The 19,197-nt window shown below is 60.0% G+C and carries 24 protein-coding genes; 17 read left to right on the forward strand and 7 right to left on the reverse strand.

Annotated elements, in window-relative coordinates; genetic code table 11:
• Positions 1-20: 20 nt before the first annotated feature.
• The 3 genes from AC1ROR_RS01680 to AC1ROR_RS01690 all read left to right on the forward strand — a co-directional run bounded on the left by AC1ROR_RS01680 (position 21) and on the right by AC1ROR_RS01690 (position 1,948).
• Positions 21-341 carry a TraR/DksA family transcriptional regulator gene (locus AC1ROR_RS01680; RefSeq protein ID WP_498588437.1) on the forward strand — a complete coding sequence of 107 codons (321 nt, stop codon included), beginning with the start codon at positions 21-23 and terminating at the stop codon, positions 339-341.
• A 313-nt stretch (positions 342-654) separates the two neighbouring features.
• Positions 655-1,323, forward strand: coding sequence for a PAQR family membrane homeostasis protein TrhA (gene trhA / locus AC1ROR_RS01685; protein WP_035218333.1), 669 nt, complete (start codon positions 655-657; stop codon positions 1,321-1,323).
• Positions 1,324-1,450: 127 nt separating this feature from the next.
• Positions 1,451-1,948 carry a GNAT family N-acetyltransferase gene (locus AC1ROR_RS01690; RefSeq protein ID WP_035218331.1) on the forward strand — a complete coding sequence of 166 codons (498 nt, stop codon included), beginning with the start codon at positions 1,451-1,453 and terminating at the stop codon, positions 1,946-1,948.
• A gap of 20 nt (positions 1,949-1,968) precedes the next feature.
• On the opposite strand, the gene AC1ROR_RS01695 is transcribed toward AC1ROR_RS01690, so the two are convergent.
• The gene (locus AC1ROR_RS01695) at positions 1,969-2,595 is read right to left on the reverse strand and encodes a LysE family translocator (RefSeq protein WP_035218328.1); all 627 of its coding nucleotides are present in this window, start codon (positions 2,593-2,595) and stop codon (positions 1,969-1,971) included.
• A 116-nt stretch (positions 2,596-2,711) separates the two neighbouring features.
• Positions 2,712-3,119, reverse strand: a complete 408-nt coding sequence (gene msrB, locus AC1ROR_RS01700) for a peptide-methionine (R)-S-oxide reductase MsrB (protein ID WP_082183942.1) — start codon at positions 3,117-3,119, stop codon at positions 2,712-2,714.
• Positions 3,120-3,326: 207 nt separating this feature from the next.
• Here msrB and AC1ROR_RS01705 point away from each other — a divergent pair, with 207 nt between their 5' ends.
• The 10 genes from AC1ROR_RS01705 (at position 3,327) to AC1ROR_RS01750 (ending at position 11,835) form a co-directional block, all read left to right on the forward strand.
• Entirely contained in the window at positions 3,327-5,696 is a 2,370-nt protein-coding gene (locus AC1ROR_RS01705) for a putative monovalent cation/H+ antiporter subunit A (protein WP_498588438.1), read from the forward strand.
• A complete protein-coding gene (locus tag AC1ROR_RS01710; protein WP_035218320.1) occupies positions 5,693-6,112 on the forward strand; it encodes a Na+/H+ antiporter subunit B in 420 nt (139 codons plus the stop codon). The genes AC1ROR_RS01705 and AC1ROR_RS01710 overlap by 4 nt, the downstream gene beginning before the upstream one ends.
• Positions 6,112-6,489 carry a Na+/H+ antiporter subunit C gene (locus AC1ROR_RS01715; protein ID WP_003497192.1) on the forward strand — a complete coding sequence of 126 codons (378 nt, stop codon included), beginning with the start codon at positions 6,112-6,114 and terminating at the stop codon, positions 6,487-6,489. The genes AC1ROR_RS01710 and AC1ROR_RS01715 overlap by 1 nt, the downstream gene beginning before the upstream one ends.
• A 20-nt stretch (positions 6,490-6,509) precedes the next feature.
• A complete protein-coding gene (locus tag AC1ROR_RS01720; RefSeq protein WP_498588439.1) occupies positions 6,510-8,087 on the forward strand; it encodes a Na+/H+ antiporter subunit D in 1,578 nt (525 codons plus the stop codon).
• Positions 8,084-8,563 (forward strand): Na+/H+ antiporter subunit E, encoded by a 480-nt coding sequence (locus AC1ROR_RS01725; protein ID WP_035218314.1) that lies wholly within the window; start codon positions 8,084-8,086, stop codon positions 8,561-8,563. Before AC1ROR_RS01720 ends, AC1ROR_RS01725 begins: the two co-directional genes overlap by 4 nt.
• Positions 8,560-8,946 (forward strand): cation:proton antiporter, encoded by a 387-nt coding sequence (locus AC1ROR_RS01730; protein ID WP_498588440.1) that lies wholly within the window; start codon positions 8,560-8,562, stop codon positions 8,944-8,946. Before AC1ROR_RS01725 ends, AC1ROR_RS01730 begins: the two co-directional genes overlap by 4 nt.
• Positions 8,943-9,275, forward strand: a complete 333-nt coding sequence (mnhG, locus tag AC1ROR_RS01735; protein ID WP_035218310.1) for a monovalent cation/H(+) antiporter subunit G — start codon at positions 8,943-8,945, stop codon at positions 9,273-9,275. Before AC1ROR_RS01730 ends, mnhG begins: the two co-directional genes overlap by 4 nt.
• Positions 9,276-9,708: 433 nt before the next feature.
• The gene (ros, locus tag AC1ROR_RS01740) at positions 9,709-10,137 is read left to right on the forward strand and encodes a MucR family transcriptional regulator Ros (protein ID WP_400155616.1); all 429 of its coding nucleotides are present in this window, start codon (positions 9,709-9,711) and stop codon (positions 10,135-10,137) included.
• A gap of 437 nt (positions 10,138-10,574) precedes the next feature.
• Entirely contained in the window at positions 10,575-10,997 is a 423-nt protein-coding gene (locus tag AC1ROR_RS01745; RefSeq protein WP_498588441.1) for a helix-turn-helix domain-containing protein, read from the forward strand.
• Positions 10,990-11,835 carry a DUF6456 domain-containing protein gene (locus AC1ROR_RS01750; protein ID WP_498588442.1) on the forward strand — a complete coding sequence of 282 codons (846 nt, stop codon included), beginning with the start codon at positions 10,990-10,992 and terminating at the stop codon, positions 11,833-11,835. Before AC1ROR_RS01745 ends, AC1ROR_RS01750 begins: the two co-directional genes overlap by 8 nt.
• Before the next feature lie 4 nt (positions 11,836-11,839).
• On the opposite strand, the gene AC1ROR_RS01755 is transcribed toward AC1ROR_RS01750, so the two are convergent.
• Positions 11,840-12,256 carry a SufE family protein gene (locus AC1ROR_RS01755; protein WP_035218967.1) on the reverse strand — a complete coding sequence of 139 codons (417 nt, stop codon included), beginning with the start codon at positions 12,254-12,256 and terminating at the stop codon, positions 11,840-11,842.
• A 194-nt stretch (positions 12,257-12,450) separates the two neighbouring features.
• Entirely contained in the window at positions 12,451-12,876 is a 426-nt protein-coding gene (locus AC1ROR_RS01760; RefSeq protein WP_035218306.1) for a DUF5330 domain-containing protein, read from the reverse strand.
• 484 nt (positions 12,877-13,360) lie between these two features.
• On the opposite strand from AC1ROR_RS01760, the gene AC1ROR_RS01765 reads away from it, so the two are divergent.
• The 3 genes from AC1ROR_RS01765 (at position 13,361) to AC1ROR_RS01775 (ending at position 16,353) form a co-directional block, all read left to right on the forward strand.
• Positions 13,361-14,890, forward strand: coding sequence for a sensor histidine kinase (locus AC1ROR_RS01765; RefSeq protein WP_142169636.1), 1,530 nt, complete (start codon positions 13,361-13,363; stop codon positions 14,888-14,890).
• Positions 14,862-15,776 (forward strand): peptidoglycan-binding domain-containing protein, encoded by a 915-nt coding sequence (locus tag AC1ROR_RS01770; RefSeq protein WP_498588443.1) that lies wholly within the window; start codon positions 14,862-14,864, stop codon positions 15,774-15,776. Before AC1ROR_RS01765 ends, AC1ROR_RS01770 begins: the two co-directional genes overlap by 29 nt.
• A gap of 229 nt (positions 15,777-16,005) precedes the next feature.
• A complete protein-coding gene (locus tag AC1ROR_RS01775; protein WP_498588444.1) occupies positions 16,006-16,353 on the forward strand; it encodes a DUF1491 family protein in 348 nt (115 codons plus the stop codon).
• Positions 16,354-16,359: 6 nt separating this feature from the next.
• Here the strand turns inward: AC1ROR_RS01775 and AC1ROR_RS01780 are convergent, their stop codons facing one another.
• Complete coding sequence (locus AC1ROR_RS01780) at positions 16,360-17,295, reverse strand: DUF2336 domain-containing protein (protein ID WP_498589154.1); 936 nt, start codon at positions 17,293-17,295, stop codon at positions 16,360-16,362.
• 554 nt (positions 17,296-17,849) lie between these two features.
• On the opposite strand from AC1ROR_RS01780, the gene AC1ROR_RS01785 reads away from it, so the two are divergent.
• Positions 17,850-18,038: a hypothetical protein gene (locus AC1ROR_RS01785; protein ID WP_498588445.1), complete on the forward strand. Its 189-nt coding sequence runs from the start codon at positions 17,850-17,852 to the stop codon at positions 18,036-18,038.
• 20 nt (positions 18,039-18,058) lie between these two features.
• Here the strand turns inward: AC1ROR_RS01785 and AC1ROR_RS01790 are convergent, their stop codons facing one another.
• Both AC1ROR_RS01790 and AC1ROR_RS01795 read right to left on the reverse strand, forming a co-directional pair.
• Positions 18,059-18,607, reverse strand: coding sequence for a DUF1254 domain-containing protein (locus AC1ROR_RS01790; RefSeq protein WP_035218296.1), 549 nt, complete (start codon positions 18,605-18,607; stop codon positions 18,059-18,061).
• A complete protein-coding gene (locus AC1ROR_RS01795; RefSeq protein WP_498588446.1) occupies positions 18,600-19,187 on the reverse strand; it encodes a DUF1214 domain-containing protein in 588 nt (195 codons plus the stop codon). Before AC1ROR_RS01795 ends, AC1ROR_RS01790 begins: the two co-directional genes overlap by 8 nt.
• Positions 19,188-19,197: the final 10 nt, after the last annotated feature.

A 19,197-nucleotide genomic window follows, 5' to 3' on the forward strand; every position in this document is an offset into this window, starting at 1 on the left:
ACCGGCTGGAGGAAAAGACTATGAATGTCGAAAGTTACGAGAAAATCCTGCGAGACCGCCAGCGCGAGCTTTATCGCCGCCTGCACAAAATCGAGGAGGATTTCGAGCAGCCGCGCAATCCCGATGACGATGACCGCGCCATCGAGCGCAGCAATGACGAGGTGCTGGACGAACTGGGACAGGTGGGGCAGGACGAACTGCGCGCCATCGACGCAGCACTCGACCGCATCGCAAACGGCACTTTCGGCATCTGCGTCAAATGCGGCAAACCGATTTCGGAGGATCGGTTGAAGGCCGTTCCCTATACGCCGTTCTGCCAGGAATGCGCTGCGGCGCTGTGAGGCGCGGCGTTGCCCCCTCGTTTCTTCTCCCCGCCGGGGAGAAGGTGGCTCGAAGGGCCGGATGAGGGGGCAAGCTCTCCGCACATCTCTGCCGTCGCCCCCTCATCCCGCTGCCGCGGACTTCTCCCCGGCGGGGAGAAGAACAAGCGGCACTCACTCGCTCCACGGTGATGGCTCTGGCTCGAGGCGACCCGCAACCTCTCCTTTCGCAACAACCCCGAACGCAATTTGATCGCCGTTAACCGGCTGCTGTCTTGTTCCTGTCTAATATTGTCTTCATGCTTGGTCGGAAGCACGCAGACGGGAATGGCCCATGAGTGAGTTATGGCGGTTCGGGCGCCAGTATGATTTTCACGAGATAGTCGCCGATGGCATCGTCCACGGCGTCGGCATTGTGTTCGCGCTGATCGGCGCCACGGCGCTGATTTTTTACGCGACCGTCTGGGGCAGCCTCAGCGCCATCGCGGCCGCGTGGATTTACGGCCTCGGTCTTGTTGCCTGTCTTTCCGTCTCCTTCACCTACAATATCTGGCCGCACTCCAGAGTGAAGTGGTTCCTGCGCCGGCTCGATCATTCGGCGATCTTCATATTGATCGCCGCCACCTACACGCCTTTCCTGATGCGCGGCATCCACGATCCGCTGATCGCCACCATGCTGGGGCTGATCTGGCTTGCCGCCATCTGCGGCATATTGCTGAAATGTCTGTTTCCCGGCCGTTATGATCGCGTCGCCATCGGCCTTTATCTTGCCATGGGCTGGAGCGGCATCATGGTGGTCGAGCCGCTCTCGTCGCATCTCGCCCCTGTCACGCTCTGGCTGATCGTTGCCGGCGGCGTCATCTATTCGCTGGGCGTGATTTTCCATGTCTGGGAAAAGCTGCGGTTCCAGAACGCCATCTGGCACGGTTTCGTCGTCGCTGCTGCCGTGGTGCATTATTTTGCCGTGGTCACCTCTTTCAGCCTTGTTCCCCTGGCCTCCTGAAGAGTGACGTCGTGACGTGATTTCCCGAAATCGTGGGCACTGGACAGCTATACGCGTCATCGCCTAATGCTCGCCCGAAGATCGTGCCCGGGAGGGCGCGGTGACGGCAAAATGAAGGCGAAGAATAATGAGCGTGGAACTGCGCGATGCGACAGTGGATGATCTCTCCGGCATCATGGAGATTTACAACGACGCGGTTCTGAATACGACGGCGATCTGGAACGAGGTGCTGGTCGATCTGGACAATCGCAAGGAATGGTTTTCCGCCCGAAAGTCACGCGGCTTTCCGGTGATCGTCGCGATCCTCGACGGCAAGGTTGCCGGCTACGCTTCCTATGGCGACTGGCGCGCCTTCGACGGCTATCGCCACACCCGCGAACATTCGGTCTATGTCCACAAGGACGCACGCGGCCACGGCATCGGCAAAAAGCTGATGCAGGCGCTGATCGACCATGCATCCGGCAATGACGTGCATGTGCTGATCGCCGCAATCGAATCGGAAAATCACGCCTCCATCCGCCTGCATGAAAGCCTGGGTTTCAGGGTTGTCGGCCGGTTTTCGGAAGTGGGCACCAAATTCGGCCGCTGGCTGGACCTGACCTGCATGGAGCTGAAGCTGAATTAGCAGCCCGGCCGGGATTTTTCTCAGGCCGGACGCCGGGCAAAGGCGAGCATGACGCCGAAGGCCATCATCATGGAGCCGCTGATCCGGTTCACGCGCTTCAGGGCGCGCGCATTGCGCATGAGACCGGACAGCCGCGAGCCGATAAAGGCATAAACGGTGATGGCCACCACCTCGAGCAGAAGGAAAATCACGCCGAGCGTGGCAAAACTCTGCCAATAGGCGTCCTTCTCGATGAATTGCGGGAAAAAGGCCGTGAATATCAGGATAGCCTTCGGATTGCCGGAGGCGACGAAGAACTCCTGCCGCAGATAGGTCCTGAGAATGGTGCCGCCGCCCGAGGAGACATCCGGAGCCGCGATATCGGCCCTGGAGCGGATGAGCTTGAAGCCGATCCACAGCAGGTAAGCAACACCGATCCATTTGATCAGCGAAAACATCATCTCGGACGCCATCAAAAGCGCGCCGAGCCCCAGCGCGGCAATCGCGATCATGCCTGCGAAAGCAACAAGCCTGCCGCTCGCCGCCACCACCGCCGTGGCCATGCCGTATCGCGCGCCGACCGTCATCGACAGGAGGTTATTGGGCCCGAACGCCATGTTCAGGGCAAAACAGGCGGGAATGAAAATGAGGATGGTTTCGAGTGCCATGGTGGTGATCCGGAAGGAGTGAGGTTGCGATAATCTCACTCTCCGCTCCGGCTGTCGAGACGGCCGCATCAGCAAAGAAGGCGGGTGAGGGCAGCCCGCCTTCTACGTGTCTTTTATCAGATCGGCTCGAACACCATCGAATGGCCGTTGATACAGTAACGCAGGCCTGTCGGCTTCGGGCCGTCGGGGAAGACGTGGCCAAGATGGCCGCCGCAATTGGCGCAGCGGATTTCCGTGCGCACCATGCCGTAGCTGGCGTCGCGGTGTTCCGTCACGGCGCCGGGCTTCACCGGCTCGAAATAGCTCGGCCAACCGCAGCCCGCATCGAACTTCGTATCGGAGAGGAACAGCGGTTCGTCACAGGCGGCGCAGCGGTAGAGGCCTTTCTGGAACGTGTCCCAGTAGGGGCCGGTAAAGGCGCGCTCGGTGCCATGTTCGCGCAGGATGTGATATTGCTCCGGCGTCAGCTGTTCGCGCCAGTCGGCATCGCTCTTGTTCACTTTGGGGGATGTCAGATCGCTCATGGAATGATCCTTTCTATTCCTGCCAGAAATAGTCATCGTCGTTGCCGATTGAAAGAGGGTACGTCCCATAACAAGTCCGTTATGGCAGGGATCGGGAGTCGATTTGGGTTGAGAAGGCGGTTCCTATGCCTTAACTGAAAAAATCGATTTGAAAGAAGAACGCCATTCATTGGCGCGCAGGGGTGGGGGACACCCCGGGAGATGTGAATGACATCAGATGTCACGCCGCTGACATTCCTGTCGCTGTTTTTGCCGTTTCTGGCAGCGCTCGCCGCGCCGGCGCTTGTGAAAAGGTTCGGTCACAATGCCGCGTGGATCCTGGCGCTCGCGCCAGGGCTGGCATTTGTCCATTTCGCCCTGATGCTGCCCGAGATCGCGGCGGGTGGCGTGGTCACCGGCGGTTATGCCTGGGTTCCGAGCTTCAACCTCAGCTTTTCCTGGTTCATCGACGGCTTGTCGCTGACATTTGCCCTTCTCATCACCGGCATCGGCCTGCTGATCGTGCTTTACGCCGGCGGTTATATGAAGGGCCATCCGCAGCAGGGCCGGTTCCTGTCTTTCCTGCTCCTGTTCATGGGGGCCATGCTTGGCGTCGTCGTCTCCGACAGCCTGCTGATGCTCTTCGTTTTCTGGGAACTGACCTCCATCACCTCCTTCCTGCTGATCGGCTTTGACCACGAGCGCGCGGCCTCGCGCCGCGCCGCGCTGCAGGCGCTGGTGGTGACGGGCGGCGGCGGTCTCTTGCTGCTCGCCGGGCTGATTTTCATCTGGGACATCAGCGGCATAACGCAATTGTCCATGCTGGTGCGCGGCGGCGACATATTGCGCGACAGCCCGTTTTATCTCGCCGCGCTGCTTCTGGTTCTTGGCGGCGCCTTCACCAAGTCGGCGCAGTTTCCCTTCCATTTCTGGCTGCCCAACGCCATGGAAGCGCCGACACCTGTTTCCGCCTATCTGCATTCGGCAACCATGGTGAAAGCGGGCGTCTATCTTTTGATGCGTCTCAACCCGGTTCTCGGTGATACCGCCGCCTGGCAGATATTGCTGCCCTTCTTCGGTGGCCTGACCATGCTGACGGGCGCGCTGCTTGCCGTGCGCCAGACCGACCTGAAACTGATGCTCGCTTATACTACGGTCTCATCGCTCGGCCTGCTGGTCATGCTCACCGGCTTCGGCGCGGATCATGCGATTGAGGCGGCGGTGCTTTATCTGGTGGCGCATTCGCTGTTCAAGGGCGCACTGTTCATGGTCGCCGGCATCATCGACCATGAGACCGGCACCCGCGACGTGACGAAGCTTGGCGGCCTGCGAAAAGCCATGCCGATCACCTTCGCGGCAGCGCTGGCGGCTGCGATTTCCATGGCCGGCTTGCCGCCCTTCTTCGGTTTTCTCGCCAAGGAAGAGATTTATTATGCGCTGGCGCATGGCAATCCGCGCGCCGTGCTGTTCACCGGCATCGCCATTCTCGGCAACGCGCTGATGTTCGCCGTGGCCTTCGCCGTGGCGCTGAAACCCTTCCTCGGCAAGCCGGTGAAAACCCCGAAACACGCCCATGAGGGGCCGCTTCTGCTCTGGCTCGGCCCGGCGCTGCTGGCGGTGAAGGGGCTGACCATCGCTCTCTTCTCCGGTATCGCGCATTTCTATATTTCGACGCCCATGGCAAGCGCGGTCGCGGGTGAGGCCCGTCCGGTGGAAATCTCGCTCATTCCCCATATCGGCGTGCCGCTCGGCCTGTCGCTGCTGACGATCGCGCTCGGCATCGTCCTCTATACGCGGCTTGTCGCCCTTCGCAGTCTGATGGACCGCACGTTCAGGGCGCTGGGGGCGGGGCCGGACAGGGGGTTCGATGTCTTCATCGAAGCGCTGGTGAAAATCTCGTTCCATGTGGCGAGGCTCATCCAGCCCGGCAGGCTGGAATTTTATGTCACCGCCACTTTCGCCGTCATCGCCGCCGTGCTGCTGACGCCACTGTTTCTTTATGGCGAACTTCCGTCAGTACCGGCATGGCCGCATGATGTTCAGATCCACGAGCTGACCTTCATCGCCATTGCCGTGGCAGGCCTTGTGGCGGTGCTGACCGCCTCCAGCCGGCTCACCGCCATCATTGCGCTCGGCATTCAGGGTTTTGCCGTGGCGGTCATCTTCCTGCTGTTCGGTGCGCCGGATCTTTCCTTCACGCAGTTCATGGTCGAGACGCTGTCGGTGGTCATCCTGACGCTGGTGATGACACGGCTTCGCCTGTCGCCGTCGGATCATCGTGGCCTTGGCCAAAAGCTGCTGGACAGTACCATCGCCATTGCCTGCGGAACCGGCTTCGCTTTGTTCCTGATGCGGGCGACGGAGGCGAGTTTCGACAATCGTCTGACCGATTTCTACAACACCTATTCCAAGGTCATCGCCCACGGCGCCAATGTCGTGAACGTCATCATCGTCGATTTCCGCGGCACGGATACGCTCGGCGAAATCGCAGTCGTGATGATCACGGGTCTCGCCATTCTCGCGCTCATCCGCATTCGCCCGGCCGCCGCCGTCAAGGGACCTGCCAAGACCGCTAAGAAGAAGGGAGCGCGGGCATGAACACGCTTATCCTGCGCACCGTCGCCCCCGTCGTCACCAGCCTCATGGTGCTGTTTTCCATCTTCGTGCTGCTGCGCGGCCATAACGAACCGGGCGGCGGGTTCATCGGCGGGCTGATTGCGGTCTCGGCGCTGGCAATCTATGGCATCGCTTATGGTGTGGCGGCAGTCCGCCGCGCCATCGTGTTTCATCCGCTCTCCATTGCCGGGGCAGGGCTGCTGATGGCGATGCTGTCTGGCATCGTGTCGATTGCCGCAGGCGTGCCCTTCATGACCGGGCTCTGGGTCTATCCAAGCCTGTTCGGCGTCGAGTTGCCGCTCTCCACCGTCATGTCCTTCGATATCGGCGTCTACCTCGTCGTGGTCGGCGCCATCACCTCCATTGCCTTGGCACTGGAAGAAAGGGAAAGCGACTGATGGAAGCGGTTTTCTCCATTCTCGTCGGCATCTTCTTTTCGGTGGCGATCTATCTCATGCTGTCGCGCCACAGCATCCGCATGCTGCTGGGCATCGCCATTCTTGGCAATGCAGTCAATCTTTTGCTGTTTACGGCGGGCCGGTTGACGCGCGAAGTGCCGCCGATCATTCCGGCCGGCATGGACACGCTGCCGGCGGGCGCCGCCAATCCACTGCCGCAGGCGCTGATCCTGACGGCAATCGTCATTTCCTTTTCCTTCTTCTGTTTCCTTCTGGTGCTGACCTGGCGCGCGTTCCAGGAATTGCAGACCGACGACACCGACGAAATGCGTACCGCAGAACCCGCAGGCGAGCCTTTGCCGCCGCTCGGTTATTGAGCGGGGCGAGGCGTAGACACATGGCTTCATCCACCACATCAGCAGTTTCCGATCTTTCCGCAGCGCTCGTTGTTGCTCCCGTACCGCTGTCCGACTGGCTGATCATCCTCCCGGTCGCGCTCTGCATCGGCGCAGGCGCCGTCCTGATGATGATGCGCCACGCCATCCGTCGGCATGCGGCAATTGCCATCACGGCGCTCGCCCTGCTGGTGATTCTCGATGCCGCCCTGTTGTGGAAGGTGGTGACGCAGGGACCGTTCACCATGGTCATGGGCCGCTGGCTGCCGCCCTTCGGCATCGCCTTTACTGCGGACCTCACCGGCGCCCTGCTGTCGCTTGCGGCGGCCATTGTGGCGCTTGCGGGCGCCATCCACGCCAGCGCCGATATTGACGCCAGCGGCAGGCGATATGGTTTTTATCCCTTCCTGATGCTGCTGATGGCGGGCGTCACCGGCGCGTTCCTCACCGGCGACCTCTTCAACCTCTATGTCTGGTTCGAGGTTCTGCTGATCTCGTCCTTCGGGCTGATCGTGCTCGGCTCGACGCGCGAGCAGATCGACGGCGCGCTGAAATATGCCATTCTGAACCTCATCGGCACGACGCTGTTCCTGATCACGGTCGGTTATCTCTATGCCATCTTCGGCACGCTCAATATGGCCGACATCGCGCTGAAGACGACCGACCTGCGCGGCACGGCGCCGCTGATGACGCTTGCCAGCCTCTTTACGCTTGCCTTCGCCATGAAAGCCGCGGCCTTTCCTGTGAATTTCTGGCTGCCCGCCTCCTATCACACGCCACGTATCGTCGTTTCCGCCCTGTTCGGTGGCTTGCTCACCAAGGTCGGCATCTATTCGCTGCTGCGCGTCATGGTCATGCTGTTTCCGGTGGAGCGCGAGGAACTCAGCATCGTCATCGCCATCTCTGCGGCGCTCACGATGGTGCTGGGCGCCATGGGAGCGCTCGCGCAGAACGACATCCGCCGTATGCTCGGTTATGTCGTCATATCCGGCATCGGTTACATGATGGCCGGCATCGCCATCGGCACGCCCTCCGGCGTGTCAGGCGCGATCTTCTACGCCTTGCACTCCATGGTGCTGATGACGGCGCTTTATCTCGCCGCAGGCCATGCCGCCCGTCTTGGCGGCAGCTTCAGCATGCGTGCGCTCAGTGGCCTTTACCGGCAGGCCCCATGGTTTTCGGCGCTGGCGCTGGCGCTGTTTTTCGCCGGCTCCGGCCTGCCGCCCTTTTCCGGTTTCTGGCCGAAGGCGGTGCTCGTCAAATCGGCGATCGATATCGGCGCATGGTGGCTCGCCGCTGCCATTCTCGCCTCCGGCTTCATTGCCACCATTGCCTTCGGACGGGTCTTCCTTCTGTGCTTCTGGCGTCCGGTAACGGTCTCGCCCGGCCAATCACCCGCACCGGCCGTGTCGCCTCCGGCGGCACCGTCGCTCGTGCCGCTGGTGGGCCTCACCGCGCTGGTGGTGGTCTTTGGCCTGTTTCCGGAAAGCCTGCTCAATCTCAGCCAGCAGGCGGCGGCCGGGCTTGGTGATCCGCAGGCCTATATCCAGTCGGTCTTTTCCAGGGGGGGCAGACCATGAGCCTCTATATCGTGCAGCTGCTTTTCGTCGCCGTCTGGCTTGCCGTGAGCGGCAGCGTCTCGGTGGCGAATATTGTCTTCGCACTCATCGTTTCGACGCTGGCGCTCGGCCTTATCCGCCACCAGCTTCCCGGCGGTGATAATCACTGGCTGCGTCTCACCCGGGTGTTGTCGCTCGTGCTCCTGTTCTTCAAGGAGCTGGCGCTATCTGCCTGGAAGGTGGCAGTGCTGGTGACGCGGCCGAAACTTGACGTCAAGCCCGGCATCTTCGCCTATCCGCTGACGGTGACCACGGATTTCCAGATCACATTGCTTGCCAACCTCATCACGCTGACTCCCGGCACGCTGTCGGTCGATGTCTCGGCCGACAGGAAAACGCTCTACGTCCACGCAATCGATTGCAGCGATATCGAAGCCACAAAGAACGACATCAGAAATGGCTTCGAAAAAAAGATCATGGAGGCGTTTCAGGGATGACGCCGGAACTAATAGTTTCATTTGCAACTATACTTGCGTCGGTTGTACTGTCGATCGCCTTTTTGCTGACAGTATATCGGGTTGTCGCAGGTCCGACCTTGCCGGACCGGATCGTTGCGCTCGACATGCTGGTCGGTATCGCCATCGGTTTCATCGCCGTCATCGCCATCCGTACCGGCTTCAACCTCTATGTCGATATTGCCATTGCACTCGGCCTCGTCGGCTTCCTGGCCACGGTCGCCTTTGCCCGTTTCGTGCTGTCGCGCGGGCCGGATGGCACGCGACGGTCGAAGACGGTGCTGGATGGGGAAAAGGCGTCGGAAGCTGTTGAAAAAACAGTGAAATCAGGACGGAATTCCGAAAAGGGAAGGGGTGGGCGATGATGGGCTGGATCGTGGCTATTCTTGTTGCGGCGCTGACTGTCTCGGGAGCGGCGTTCTCGCTGATCGCGGCGATAGGGATCAATCGCCTGCCGGATGTCTATACCCGTATGCATGCGGCTTCAAAGGCGGGCACGGTCGGGTCGGGCCTGCTTCTTCTCGCTGTCGGCATTCACTCCATGGAAATATCGACACTGGCGCGGGCGCTGGCCGGTTTCTTCTTTTTTGTCCTGACCGCGCCGGTCTCGGCACATCTTCTTGCAATGGCCGCGCACAAGGCAGGTTATCTACTGGATGTTAAATCGGTAGTTGATGACTTGAAGAAAATTTGAAGTTGAATTACCCCCAAAATAACGGGGGTATCCATTTTTCATTACTACTTGGCATAGTATTTTATCACCCGTGATTTTTTGTATTGGAATTAGACTGTTTTGAACTGAAAAATCCACAATAGGAATTTGACTTTTGCTGTTTTGCTGTTATCCCAATTAAGTGTAAAGTTGCTAATCGCGATTTGCATCTAGCCTCTTCATAGTCGGCATAGGCATTTTATTAATGTCTAATCTATGGCCCATCGGGCCATTGCTGCCCATGTCGCGGGCCGTAAGTTGAATCTCGGATCAATTCGTTTCCGGTTTTCGCTTGAAATCTAGGGGTAGATTTCATGTTGGTTTCAACAGGGCGAAGGTGGGGCACCGGGTAACTTCACATCGCTCGATGCGGCGTTCGCCCGCGTCTGGGGATCAATAAACAGGAGATACTTAAATGACGGAAACTGCATACGGTAACGCCCAGGATCTGCTGGTCGAACTGACGGCGGATATTGTGGCTGCCTATGTTAGCAACCACGTCGTTCCGGTAACAGAGCTTCCCGGCCTTATTTCGGATGTTCACACGGCACTCAGCGGAACATCGGCACCGACATCGGTGGCGGTCAATGTTGAGAAGCAGAAACCTGCCGTCTCCGTTCGCAAATCTGTACAGGACGATCACATCGTCTGTTTGGAATGCGGCGGCTCGTTCAAGTCGCTCAAGCGCCACCTGACGACGCATCACAGCATGACGCCGGAAGAATACCGCGAAAAATGGGACCTGCCGGTCGATTATCCCATGGTTGCGCCCGCCTATGCCGAAGCCCGCTCGCGGCTTGCCAAGGAAATGGGTCTCGGCCAGCGCCGCAAGGCCAGCCGCTGATTTTTCTAAGGCGGACCGGCCACTTCTTCTCCCCGCCGGGGAGACGGTGGCCCGAAGGGTCGGATGAGGGGGCAATGCCAGCGATAAATCGCACGCTTGCCCCCCTTATCCCGCTGCCGCGACCTTCTCCCCGGCGGGGACACGGCGGCAAACGAAACGCGGTCGTTCCATATGCAGCCTTGAAACCAAGCGTGGCCTCAAAGGCCATGACGTGCGGGAAGTACCTGCTCCCTTCATGAAAATGTCCCAGCCGGTCCGTTGACCGGCTTTTTTATTGCCGCACTTCTTGTCGATAGAGGAAAAAAATCCTTGATCGGCGTTGGCTATTTATCAAAAATAAAGCGAAATCAATCTCGTATTTTTCGCCGCCAAATTTGCGCTTCCCCGTAATCATCTCCGGGTGTATGAATTAATTCCTATTCGTAAAGGAGTTGCATATGCCGTCGGATATCTCGTCTTTGCCTCCCCCAGCGCTGCCCCACCCAAAGGCAGCTGATCGCCATCTTCGCAACTGGTCGCCTGCGGCCGGGCGTGATGAGATTTCGCGCATCTGCCGGCTGGTTCGCCAGCTGACAGGCGAAATAGTCCAGCTGATCGGCGATCGCCTGGCTGCCCGCCGCGACAGGCGGCGCACCGAATGCCACATTCGCCAGATCGCCATGTATGTGTGCCATGTGCAGCTTGGCATTCCCATGTCGGATATCGGCGTCTGTTTCGGCAGGGACAGAACGACGGTCGGCCATGCCTGCCAGGTGGTGGAGGACCGGCGCGACGAACCGGCTTTCGACGAATTTGTCGCCACGCTCGAGCGGCTCGCCGGCAGCATTTTCAGCGTGATGAGGGGTGGCCGCGATGAGTGAGGCGAAAACCGCGCCCGCCGCCGGCCGCAATCCTGTCCTCCTGCGATTTTTGCGTTTTATCGCGGCAGGCATGGCTGAGATTTCGCAGGATGGCGGCGATATGGTCTTGCGGCGACCCGCGGCTGGAAAGGAAAGGGCATCGCCGTTTCCGAGTGAAATCGTGCGGTTTGCCGTCTCCTCCGGGCTGGTTGACAGGCAGGGAAACACGCTTTCCGCCGCGCCGCCGCTTGCCGCCTATCTGAAACGTGCGATCGCGAAGGATCGCGACGAGATTTTTCAGGAGCAGCACCGGGACGTGCAGGCTGTGGTGGTGGATGTCGGTGAGGGCAGGCAGTCGGCCCGGCGCAACCTCAATACATCTCCACTGACCAGCCTTTCGCGCCTCAAGGAGCGCGACGGCTCGGCCTTTTTTACCGGCGATGCCTTGCAGGCCGGCGAACGTCTCGCCGCCGATTTTCACCGGGCGCATCTCAACCCCAGGGTCACGGCGACATGGGAGCCGAGAATTGCGAGCCGCACCAAGGGGGAGGCGGGTGGCGCGCTCGATCTTACCGAGGCGGCGATGGCGGCACGAACACGGTTTTCCCACGCCGCCGACGCGATGGGGCCTGAATTGTCCGGCGTCGCCATCGATATCTGCTGTTTCGAAAAGGGGCTGGAAACGGTGGAGCGGGAGAGGCAATGGCCGGCGCGTTCGGCAAAACTCATGTTGCGTGCAGCCCTGCAGTCGCTTGCCCGGCATTATGCGCCCCGGCCGCAGGGCACCAGAAGGACAAGCCACCATTGGGGCGATGAGGATTATCGCCCTTCGATGACGGCAATGGTGGTGACGGGGTGAGGGGTCAGGCGGCGAGCAGCCGGGCTTCCTCGCGTATACGCTTGACCATGGAGCGCAGACCGTTTGCCCGCTGCGCGGAGAGATGCTCCACCAGCCCGATTTTGTCGAACACCTCGATGGCGTCGAGGCCGGCGATCTCGGAGGCCTTCTTGCCGGAATAGACGGCAAGAACAATCGCGACGAGGCCGCGCACGATATGCGCGTCGGAATCGCCTTCGAAACTCATCAGCGGGTCTTCCGCGCCATCGCTGTGACTGACGAGCCAGACCTGACTTGCGCAGCCCTGCACCTTGTTTTCGGCGGTACGCTTGTCTTCCGGCAGATCGGGCAGCGCCTTGCCGAGTTCGATGACATAACGATAGCGGTCCTCCCAGTCGTCAAGGAAAGCGAAATCGTCAAGGATCGTGTCGAGAGAGGCCATTTGCGCGCCGTATCGTCCGTTATTGCATGTCTTTGCTACGATATAGGCGAAGTGCGGACGGTTTTGAACCATGGATAAAGAAAAAGCCCACGGAAAACGGGTTTCCGTGGGCAAGTCAGGCAGGCAGTCACGCAGGCGGACATATCCGGCTGCAAGCTCATGGTGGCGCGCTAACACGCGGCCGGGTAAAAATATCAGGGAGCGGGGCGCTTCTGCGGCAGGGGAATGATGGTGCCGGTCTTCAGCGTGTCGGCATTCCCAGGGAATTCGACGCTGATTGCGGGCGCTTCGGCCAGTTTTTCGCTCTCGCTGGCAAGCTCGGCTGCGGGAGCGGTCTTGTCACCGCTGGCAAGCTGCGCGTCGAGCAATTCATAGGCGACCTTGGCGCCTTCCTTTGCCCGTTCGCCAAGTGCGTGGAAGGTTTCTGCGCCCTTGACGCAGACATCGGGCTTTTCGATGCAGATGGCGCTGACATAACGATAGGCTTCACCGGCTGCCGAAACGGCGCTGGGAAGATCGAATGCCGAAGGTTCCTTGGCGGGATCGTTGTAGCTGCCGAAATAGGACAGCGCGACCAGCACCAGCGAAAACCAGAATGTTCCTTTGATCAGAAACCACATTGTCAGACTACCCTGCCAGATGATCTTGTTTTGAAGCCCCGCCCGTTTTGGGTCATCGGCCTTTGTCCCGTTTCCCGGGCTTGAGGAGAAGCTACAGGTGACCGGCGAACAGCCGATTGCAAAAAGCCGCGCAATTTAATTCAAATTGTATCTATTCTCCTCGTATCGGCACGCGGGCCGCCAATTCATTCGCATTTTAACAGTCCATGTTAAGCATAATTGCGACAGAGACCGCCTGTTCCGGGGCAAAGCGGCCGCCCGCTTTGCCACAAAGGTTAACACGATGGCAAAAATGAAGCGAAATCCGTCGCTTACCCGTCATTAACCATGATTGGCAAAGCTTCGAATAAATGCCCCGTAATGGGACTGCGGCGCATTTCGCAGGCCTTTGGCGTCATTCTTTTTATCCATTCCTTAAGCCGCCGCCTTCTATTGTCGGAGCCGTTAGATCCGCCTCAGGGATTCGGTATTGGTATTGCGTAATATGAGAGAAAAAGCGGTCGCACTGGTCGACCATGCAGCGGGCAGATGGCTCGCGCGCATGGAAGAGGACGCCGAAAGGCGCGCCGGAACCGTTGCGCGCCTGCGCCGGCTGATTGCCTTCGGTGCTGTCGGCCTTGTTGTTGTGCCCGCCCTCTTCAGCCTTGTCTTCAGCCCCGCCATTGCTCTGCCCATCGGTGCAGCACTGGTGCTGGCGCTGTTCCTGTCGGCCGCCGCCCTGTCGATCGCCTTTTCCCGCCCCGTGCGTGGCGTGGCGTCCTTTTCCGCTCCTGCCGGTGGCGATGACCTCATCGCGGCCTCGCAAGTGCCGGGCCTCGTGCTCACCATCAATGAAAACGGCCTCGTCGAACGGGTTTCCGGCCGCGACCTCGACAGGTTTCCGGCTGATCTCCAGGCCTGCAAGGGCCATGTCTTTGCCGAACATGTCTATGTCTCGGACCGTCTGGAACTGATGCAGGCTTTCGACCTTCTGCGGCAGGGCGAGGACAAGGCCAGCGCGGAACTCCGGTTCGAAACCGGCGCGAAATCGCGCCAGGCGCAGTTCATGCATGCGCGCATCGAGATGACGGCGATCCGCAGCGCGGCCGGCCGGCTGCGTCGGGTCGTCGCCCAACTCTCCGATGTCACCGAGATGGAGCTGCTGCGCCGCGATGTCGCCCGCAAGGCGGCCGAGGCGGAATCGGCCAATGACGCCAAGTCGCGTTTTCTCGCCGCCGTCAGCCATGAGCTGCGCACGCCACTCAATGCCGTCCTCGGCTTTTCCGATATCCTCGCCGGTGAATATTTCGGCAGGCTGGAAAACGACCGCCAGCGGGAATATGTCGGCTTGATCCGCCAGTCCGGCGCGCATCTCCTGTCGGTGGTCAACACCATGCTGGATATGAGCAAGCTGGAAGCGGGCCGTTACGAATTGCTGATGGAAAGCTTCCCGATTGCCGAAACCATCTCGTCCTGCGAAGCCATGCTCGGCCTGCAGGCGAAGGAAAAAGGCCTGACTTTGACGAGCCGCATCCAGCGCGGCATCGGTGAAATTTCCGCTGATCAGCGCGCCATCCGCCAGGTTCTCATCAATCTGGCCGGCAATGCCATAAAATTCACCGATGCGGGTGGTGTGGTATCGATCGATGCGGCGCGTGAAGGCCGGATGCTGAAACTGACGGTCAGCGATACCGGCATCGGCATCGCCTCCGACAAGATTGACCTTCTGGGCCAGCCTTTCATGCAGGTTCAGAACGAATATACCCGTCGCTATGAGGGCACGGGTCTGGGATTGTCCCTGGTCAAGGGCCTTGTGGCACTGCATGGCGGCACTTTCGCCATTGCCAGCAAGCCGGGCGAGGGGACAGTCGTAACGATCATGTTGCCTGCCGACGGTTCCGGCATGGCAGGTGGCGAAAACGCTGAAACCGAAAGCATGGTGGAATTTCCGCCGCGCATCAGGCAACTCGGCGAAATGGCCGCGATTATGAAGAAGGATGGTGACGATGGCCCCGCGAAAGCGAAAATCGCCTAAGAAAACAACGGCCCAGATCGGAGCCGGGCTTGTTTCCTTGGTGGTTTCGGCCATCGGGCGCGAAATCCTGCGCCATCCGAAGCTGGTAGGCGGCTCGGGCGCCTTCGCCGTTGTCTTCGGTTTTGTCGCCGCCAATGCGCTCTGGTATCAACCGGGCGTGCATCCGTCGCCTTTCCTGCGCACGCGGGATGCGGAAAACCCGAACGGTATTGCCGGTTATCGCCCGGCAGAGCCGCTCGGCACCCACGGCAACGTCACCACCTTTCGCATAGAGCGGCCGGCCGAGACGGAAGCGACGCAGCAACCGGCCGCCGAGACTGCGGCGCTGCCGCCAGCCGAAAGCCAGAAGCCGCAGCAGATCGTTGCCGATATTCAGGGCGAACTGAAAAAACGCGGACTTTACGAAGGCGACGCGGATGGCCGGATGGGGCCGAAGACCGCCGCCGCCATCATGTTCTTCGAAGAAACGCTCGGCATGGAACAGACCGGCGAGCCGACGACACGCGTGCTGGCAGCCCTCAGGATCGACGGCGCGACCGTTGCGGCAATTCCAAAGGACCGGCCGTCCGACACCAACACTGGTGGCGGAGTGGAAATCGACCCGGTCGCCGCCGCCATCCGCAAGGCGGAAAAGCCGCAGGTAAAGGCCGAACCAGCCTCCCTCAACAGCGCGGCTGCCGGCGCCAAACCCGCAAGCAGCGCACTGATCGCCAAGATCCAGCAGGGGCTGATCAATATCGCCTATGCCGACGTGAAGGTGGACGGCGTGGCCGGCCAGCAGACCCGCAACGCCATTCGCGCCTTTGAAAAACACTATCGCCTGCCGGAAACCGGCGAGCCGAGCGAGGCCGTGTTGAAGAAACTGAAGTCGATCGGGGCGATTTAGAGGTTTAGGATCGACGTTGCGGCAGGGTCGACGCATGCCGTGTTTTGTGGCACATCCACTTCCGTCATTCCGGCCTTGAGCCGGAATCCAGCCAGCCCAAGTCCTTGGGCTGAAAGGACTCTCTCGCCGCGCAGACGCGCATCGGCTGGATTCCGGCTCAAGGCCGGAATGACGGAAGTGGTGCCTGTATCGCCTCAATAAAGCCGTTGCCTATCTGAAAGCACCGCCAATGCGCCTCAAATCCGAAATCTTCGTCTCAGCCCTCATCCGCCGCGTTTTTGCCGCCGGCGGATTTGCCGCTGTCGAAAAAAAGGGGGCGGAGGATGCGGGTGCGATCTTTATCCGCCAGCGCTTTCGCGATGGCCGTGAAAACCTCTATGGACCGGCCCCGCAAAGTTTTGCCGATGACGAGGAAATCCGCACTGAGCGCCGTTTTGAAACGCGGCTTGCAGGTGTTGAGGGGGAGGAGGCCGCCGCCCTTCTGGAGAAGGAGCGCCGGTTCGACAGCGATTTGTGGATCGTCGAAATAGAAACCGATGAGATCGGCGCTCTCCTGACGCTGGTCGATCAGGTCTAGGCGAGCTTAACCCAGCGTTCCGGTTCTTTGAGCAGCCGGCGCGCTGCGGCCCGGCCGTTCGCGGCCATGTGTATAGCTGTCGGCCCTGCGCCAGCTTTCCACCCGCTCTTCGCATTCCACGGTATCGAGACGGTCGAGCAGGGCTTCGGCGCGGCTCATGTCGCCTTCGGTGGCGGCAAGATGCGGGTAGAAACATTGCAGGATGAAGGCGGCTTCGGAAAACTCCATGCCGAGCCCGATCAGCGTGGTGGCAAGCTGCGCGCCTGATATATCGAGCATGATGCGCTCCGACAGCCAGAAGCTGGACGATAGTGAATCCGCCAGTGCCACCGCAAATTGCCGGGCATTGCGCTCACGGGCAAACCGCACCAGCAGGGCATCCTGCACGTCGCTCAGGCGGCGCAGACCAAGAACGTCGTTTTCCGGACGGTTGAGATGATGCGCCATCTGTTTGATGCGCTGGCGCATTTCCTCTTCGAGTGCGGATGCGGCCGCAATGCCTGCCGCTTCTTCCGCCACCTTCGTTTCTTCGGCGGCGACCGTCACCTGCGGGGCGGCGGCATTCGCTTCCTCGTCCGGCCGCTTCAGATCTTCGGCATGGCGAAGACCCACGAGCGCATCGATGACGGTGGGGGAGAGGTCGTCCCGGCGCACGATGGCGCGCGCATGGGCAGCACCCTGGGTGCGGGCAATGGTTATCAGCGTTTCGTCATCAAGGCACTTCGAGGAAATGAGGAACGGGGCGGCGAGAGAAATCGGCTGGCAGGCGATAAAGAAGGCGACGGCTGAAGGCACGCTCGGGTGCTGGGAAAGCGCGGCGATCGCCTCCCGCTTGGCTTCTTCGGTGGACGCGTTGAAAAGCGGCATGAAGAGTTCGGCGAACTGCCGAAGGTCCGTTTTTGACGGATGGGACACATTCTCGAAATTCGTCACGGTGGCCATCAGCACCACATCTTTCTTCCTCACGGCTCTTGGCCTCTCAAGTTCTCGAAACCGGTCGGTCAACGCACTACCCAACAAACGCAAACACAATATCGGCTCAAATTAGAGCAAATCCGTTGACGCCCTGTTAACTATGGGCGGTGGCAAGGGATATTCTGCCTCTATCAACAAGGAAATTTTAAAACCTTCATCGCGGAGAAAAACGCATGGAACCTTGTCGCATCGCCTTTGTTTTCAACGGATGCAGGGTTCTGGCGGATAAGTTGCCGCCTGGAGATTAAGGTTAACGGATCATTAACCTCTGTCTGTTTGTAATTTCATGGGCAGTATTAGGAATTCATGTTATTCTGAAGTCCGGAATAAGAGCCAAAATGGCATCGAGATGCCTGAATGTCCGCATAGTCCTTCGGTAAGACGCTTTCGGTTTTAAGGGACATGCGAAAACCAGTCTGTGGGCTGGGTTATGCGCAATGTGATGGTGATGAAATTCCCGACGCAAGACGAGGCTTGCGCGGTTCCCATGGGCAACATTGACTCCCGAAGAGGAGAAAAGCATGGCAGACATTATTCCAATCGGCGACGCACGACGAAGCCTGCGCCCGGCCACCATGGCTGGCAAGGTCATCGGCCCTGCAAAGGTCGTGCTGTTTACCGGCGTGCGTTATGAAAAACGCGATGCCGAGCCGTCCGACAAGGTTGCGCGCAAGCGCAAGCCCGCACCGGAAACTGCTGCAAAGTCCTGATTACGCGTGATAAACCGGCGTTATTTCCACGGCGTCGGCTGGCATTTAGCCTCGTTCAAGAACCGTTCCGCTTCTTCCCCGAAACTTGGCTGCGGTACCATGGTCCGCAATACCACATATCCTTCCGACTGATCCGATTCCGCCAGAATGGCCTGTGACAGCGATGGCGGCTGCGCCTTGCGGATCGCCGCTATCTGCACCGCATCCGCCACCAGAATATCCATCACCCCGCCGGCGGACGTGCGGTCGTTCATGCTGAACACCTCGTTCGACGCCTTGTCGTAAACCGCGACCGACCAGAAGGGCACGGCGCCGAGTGCGGTAAGCCTGATCGGCTTTTCCTCGATATTGAAGGTGCAGACCGCGACCCGCATGAAGGGATCGCCGCTTCCCAGCGTCTTTTTCTCCGTCGTTTCTTCGAGCAGATGAAACAGATGCGGCTTTCCTTCCGCCACCGCGCGCGTATAGGCGTCGCGATTGCTGAAATGCGGTATCGCCAGAAGAATGATGACATGCAGCACGGCGGCGGCAACAAGGCCGGTAAGGATGGCAAGAAGGATCCTAAGCATTGCCACACCCCAGCTTGCGGATTTGCGGCATGGCGATGTCGATCAGGCCGGAACTGCCGGCGACCGGCGTGTCCAGCAGCGTCATCACCAGCTTGAAGGTCTGGCCCTGCGGCACCGCCAGCCAGTTGTAAGTCTGGGCGTCGGGCGCAATGGTGACGTCGATGCCGCCGTCCGCACTGCGCAGAAGCGTGCGGGAATTGAGCGCGAAGGGCCGTCCGGCATCTTCTGCCAGCACATTGCCCTGCTGGTCGGCGGTATAAAGCGTCCAGAACCGCGAAGGTGGTACAGCCCCCGCCAGCCGGTAGCGGCATTCGCCGCTCAGGCGCTGGCCGTCGCTATCCACGGAGGCGGTAAAAGCCAGCCCCTCGGCCGTTCCGTAAAGCAGCTTGCCGGCGTCGGCGCGGTGCGACTTGGCGTAGGGATCGGCCTCGATCGTCTGTGCTTCCGGAAAGGCATCCCATGAGCCGATGCGGATCGAGCCGAAGCCGGATGTCGCCTCAAGCGCTGCCAGTGTTGCGGTTATGCCGCCGCCAAAGGCGATCAATAGAGCGATGCCGACAAGGAATGGAACTCGAAACACGCTGTTTTCC

The organism is Agrobacterium sp. GW821-FHT14E08, assembly GCF_058803865.1.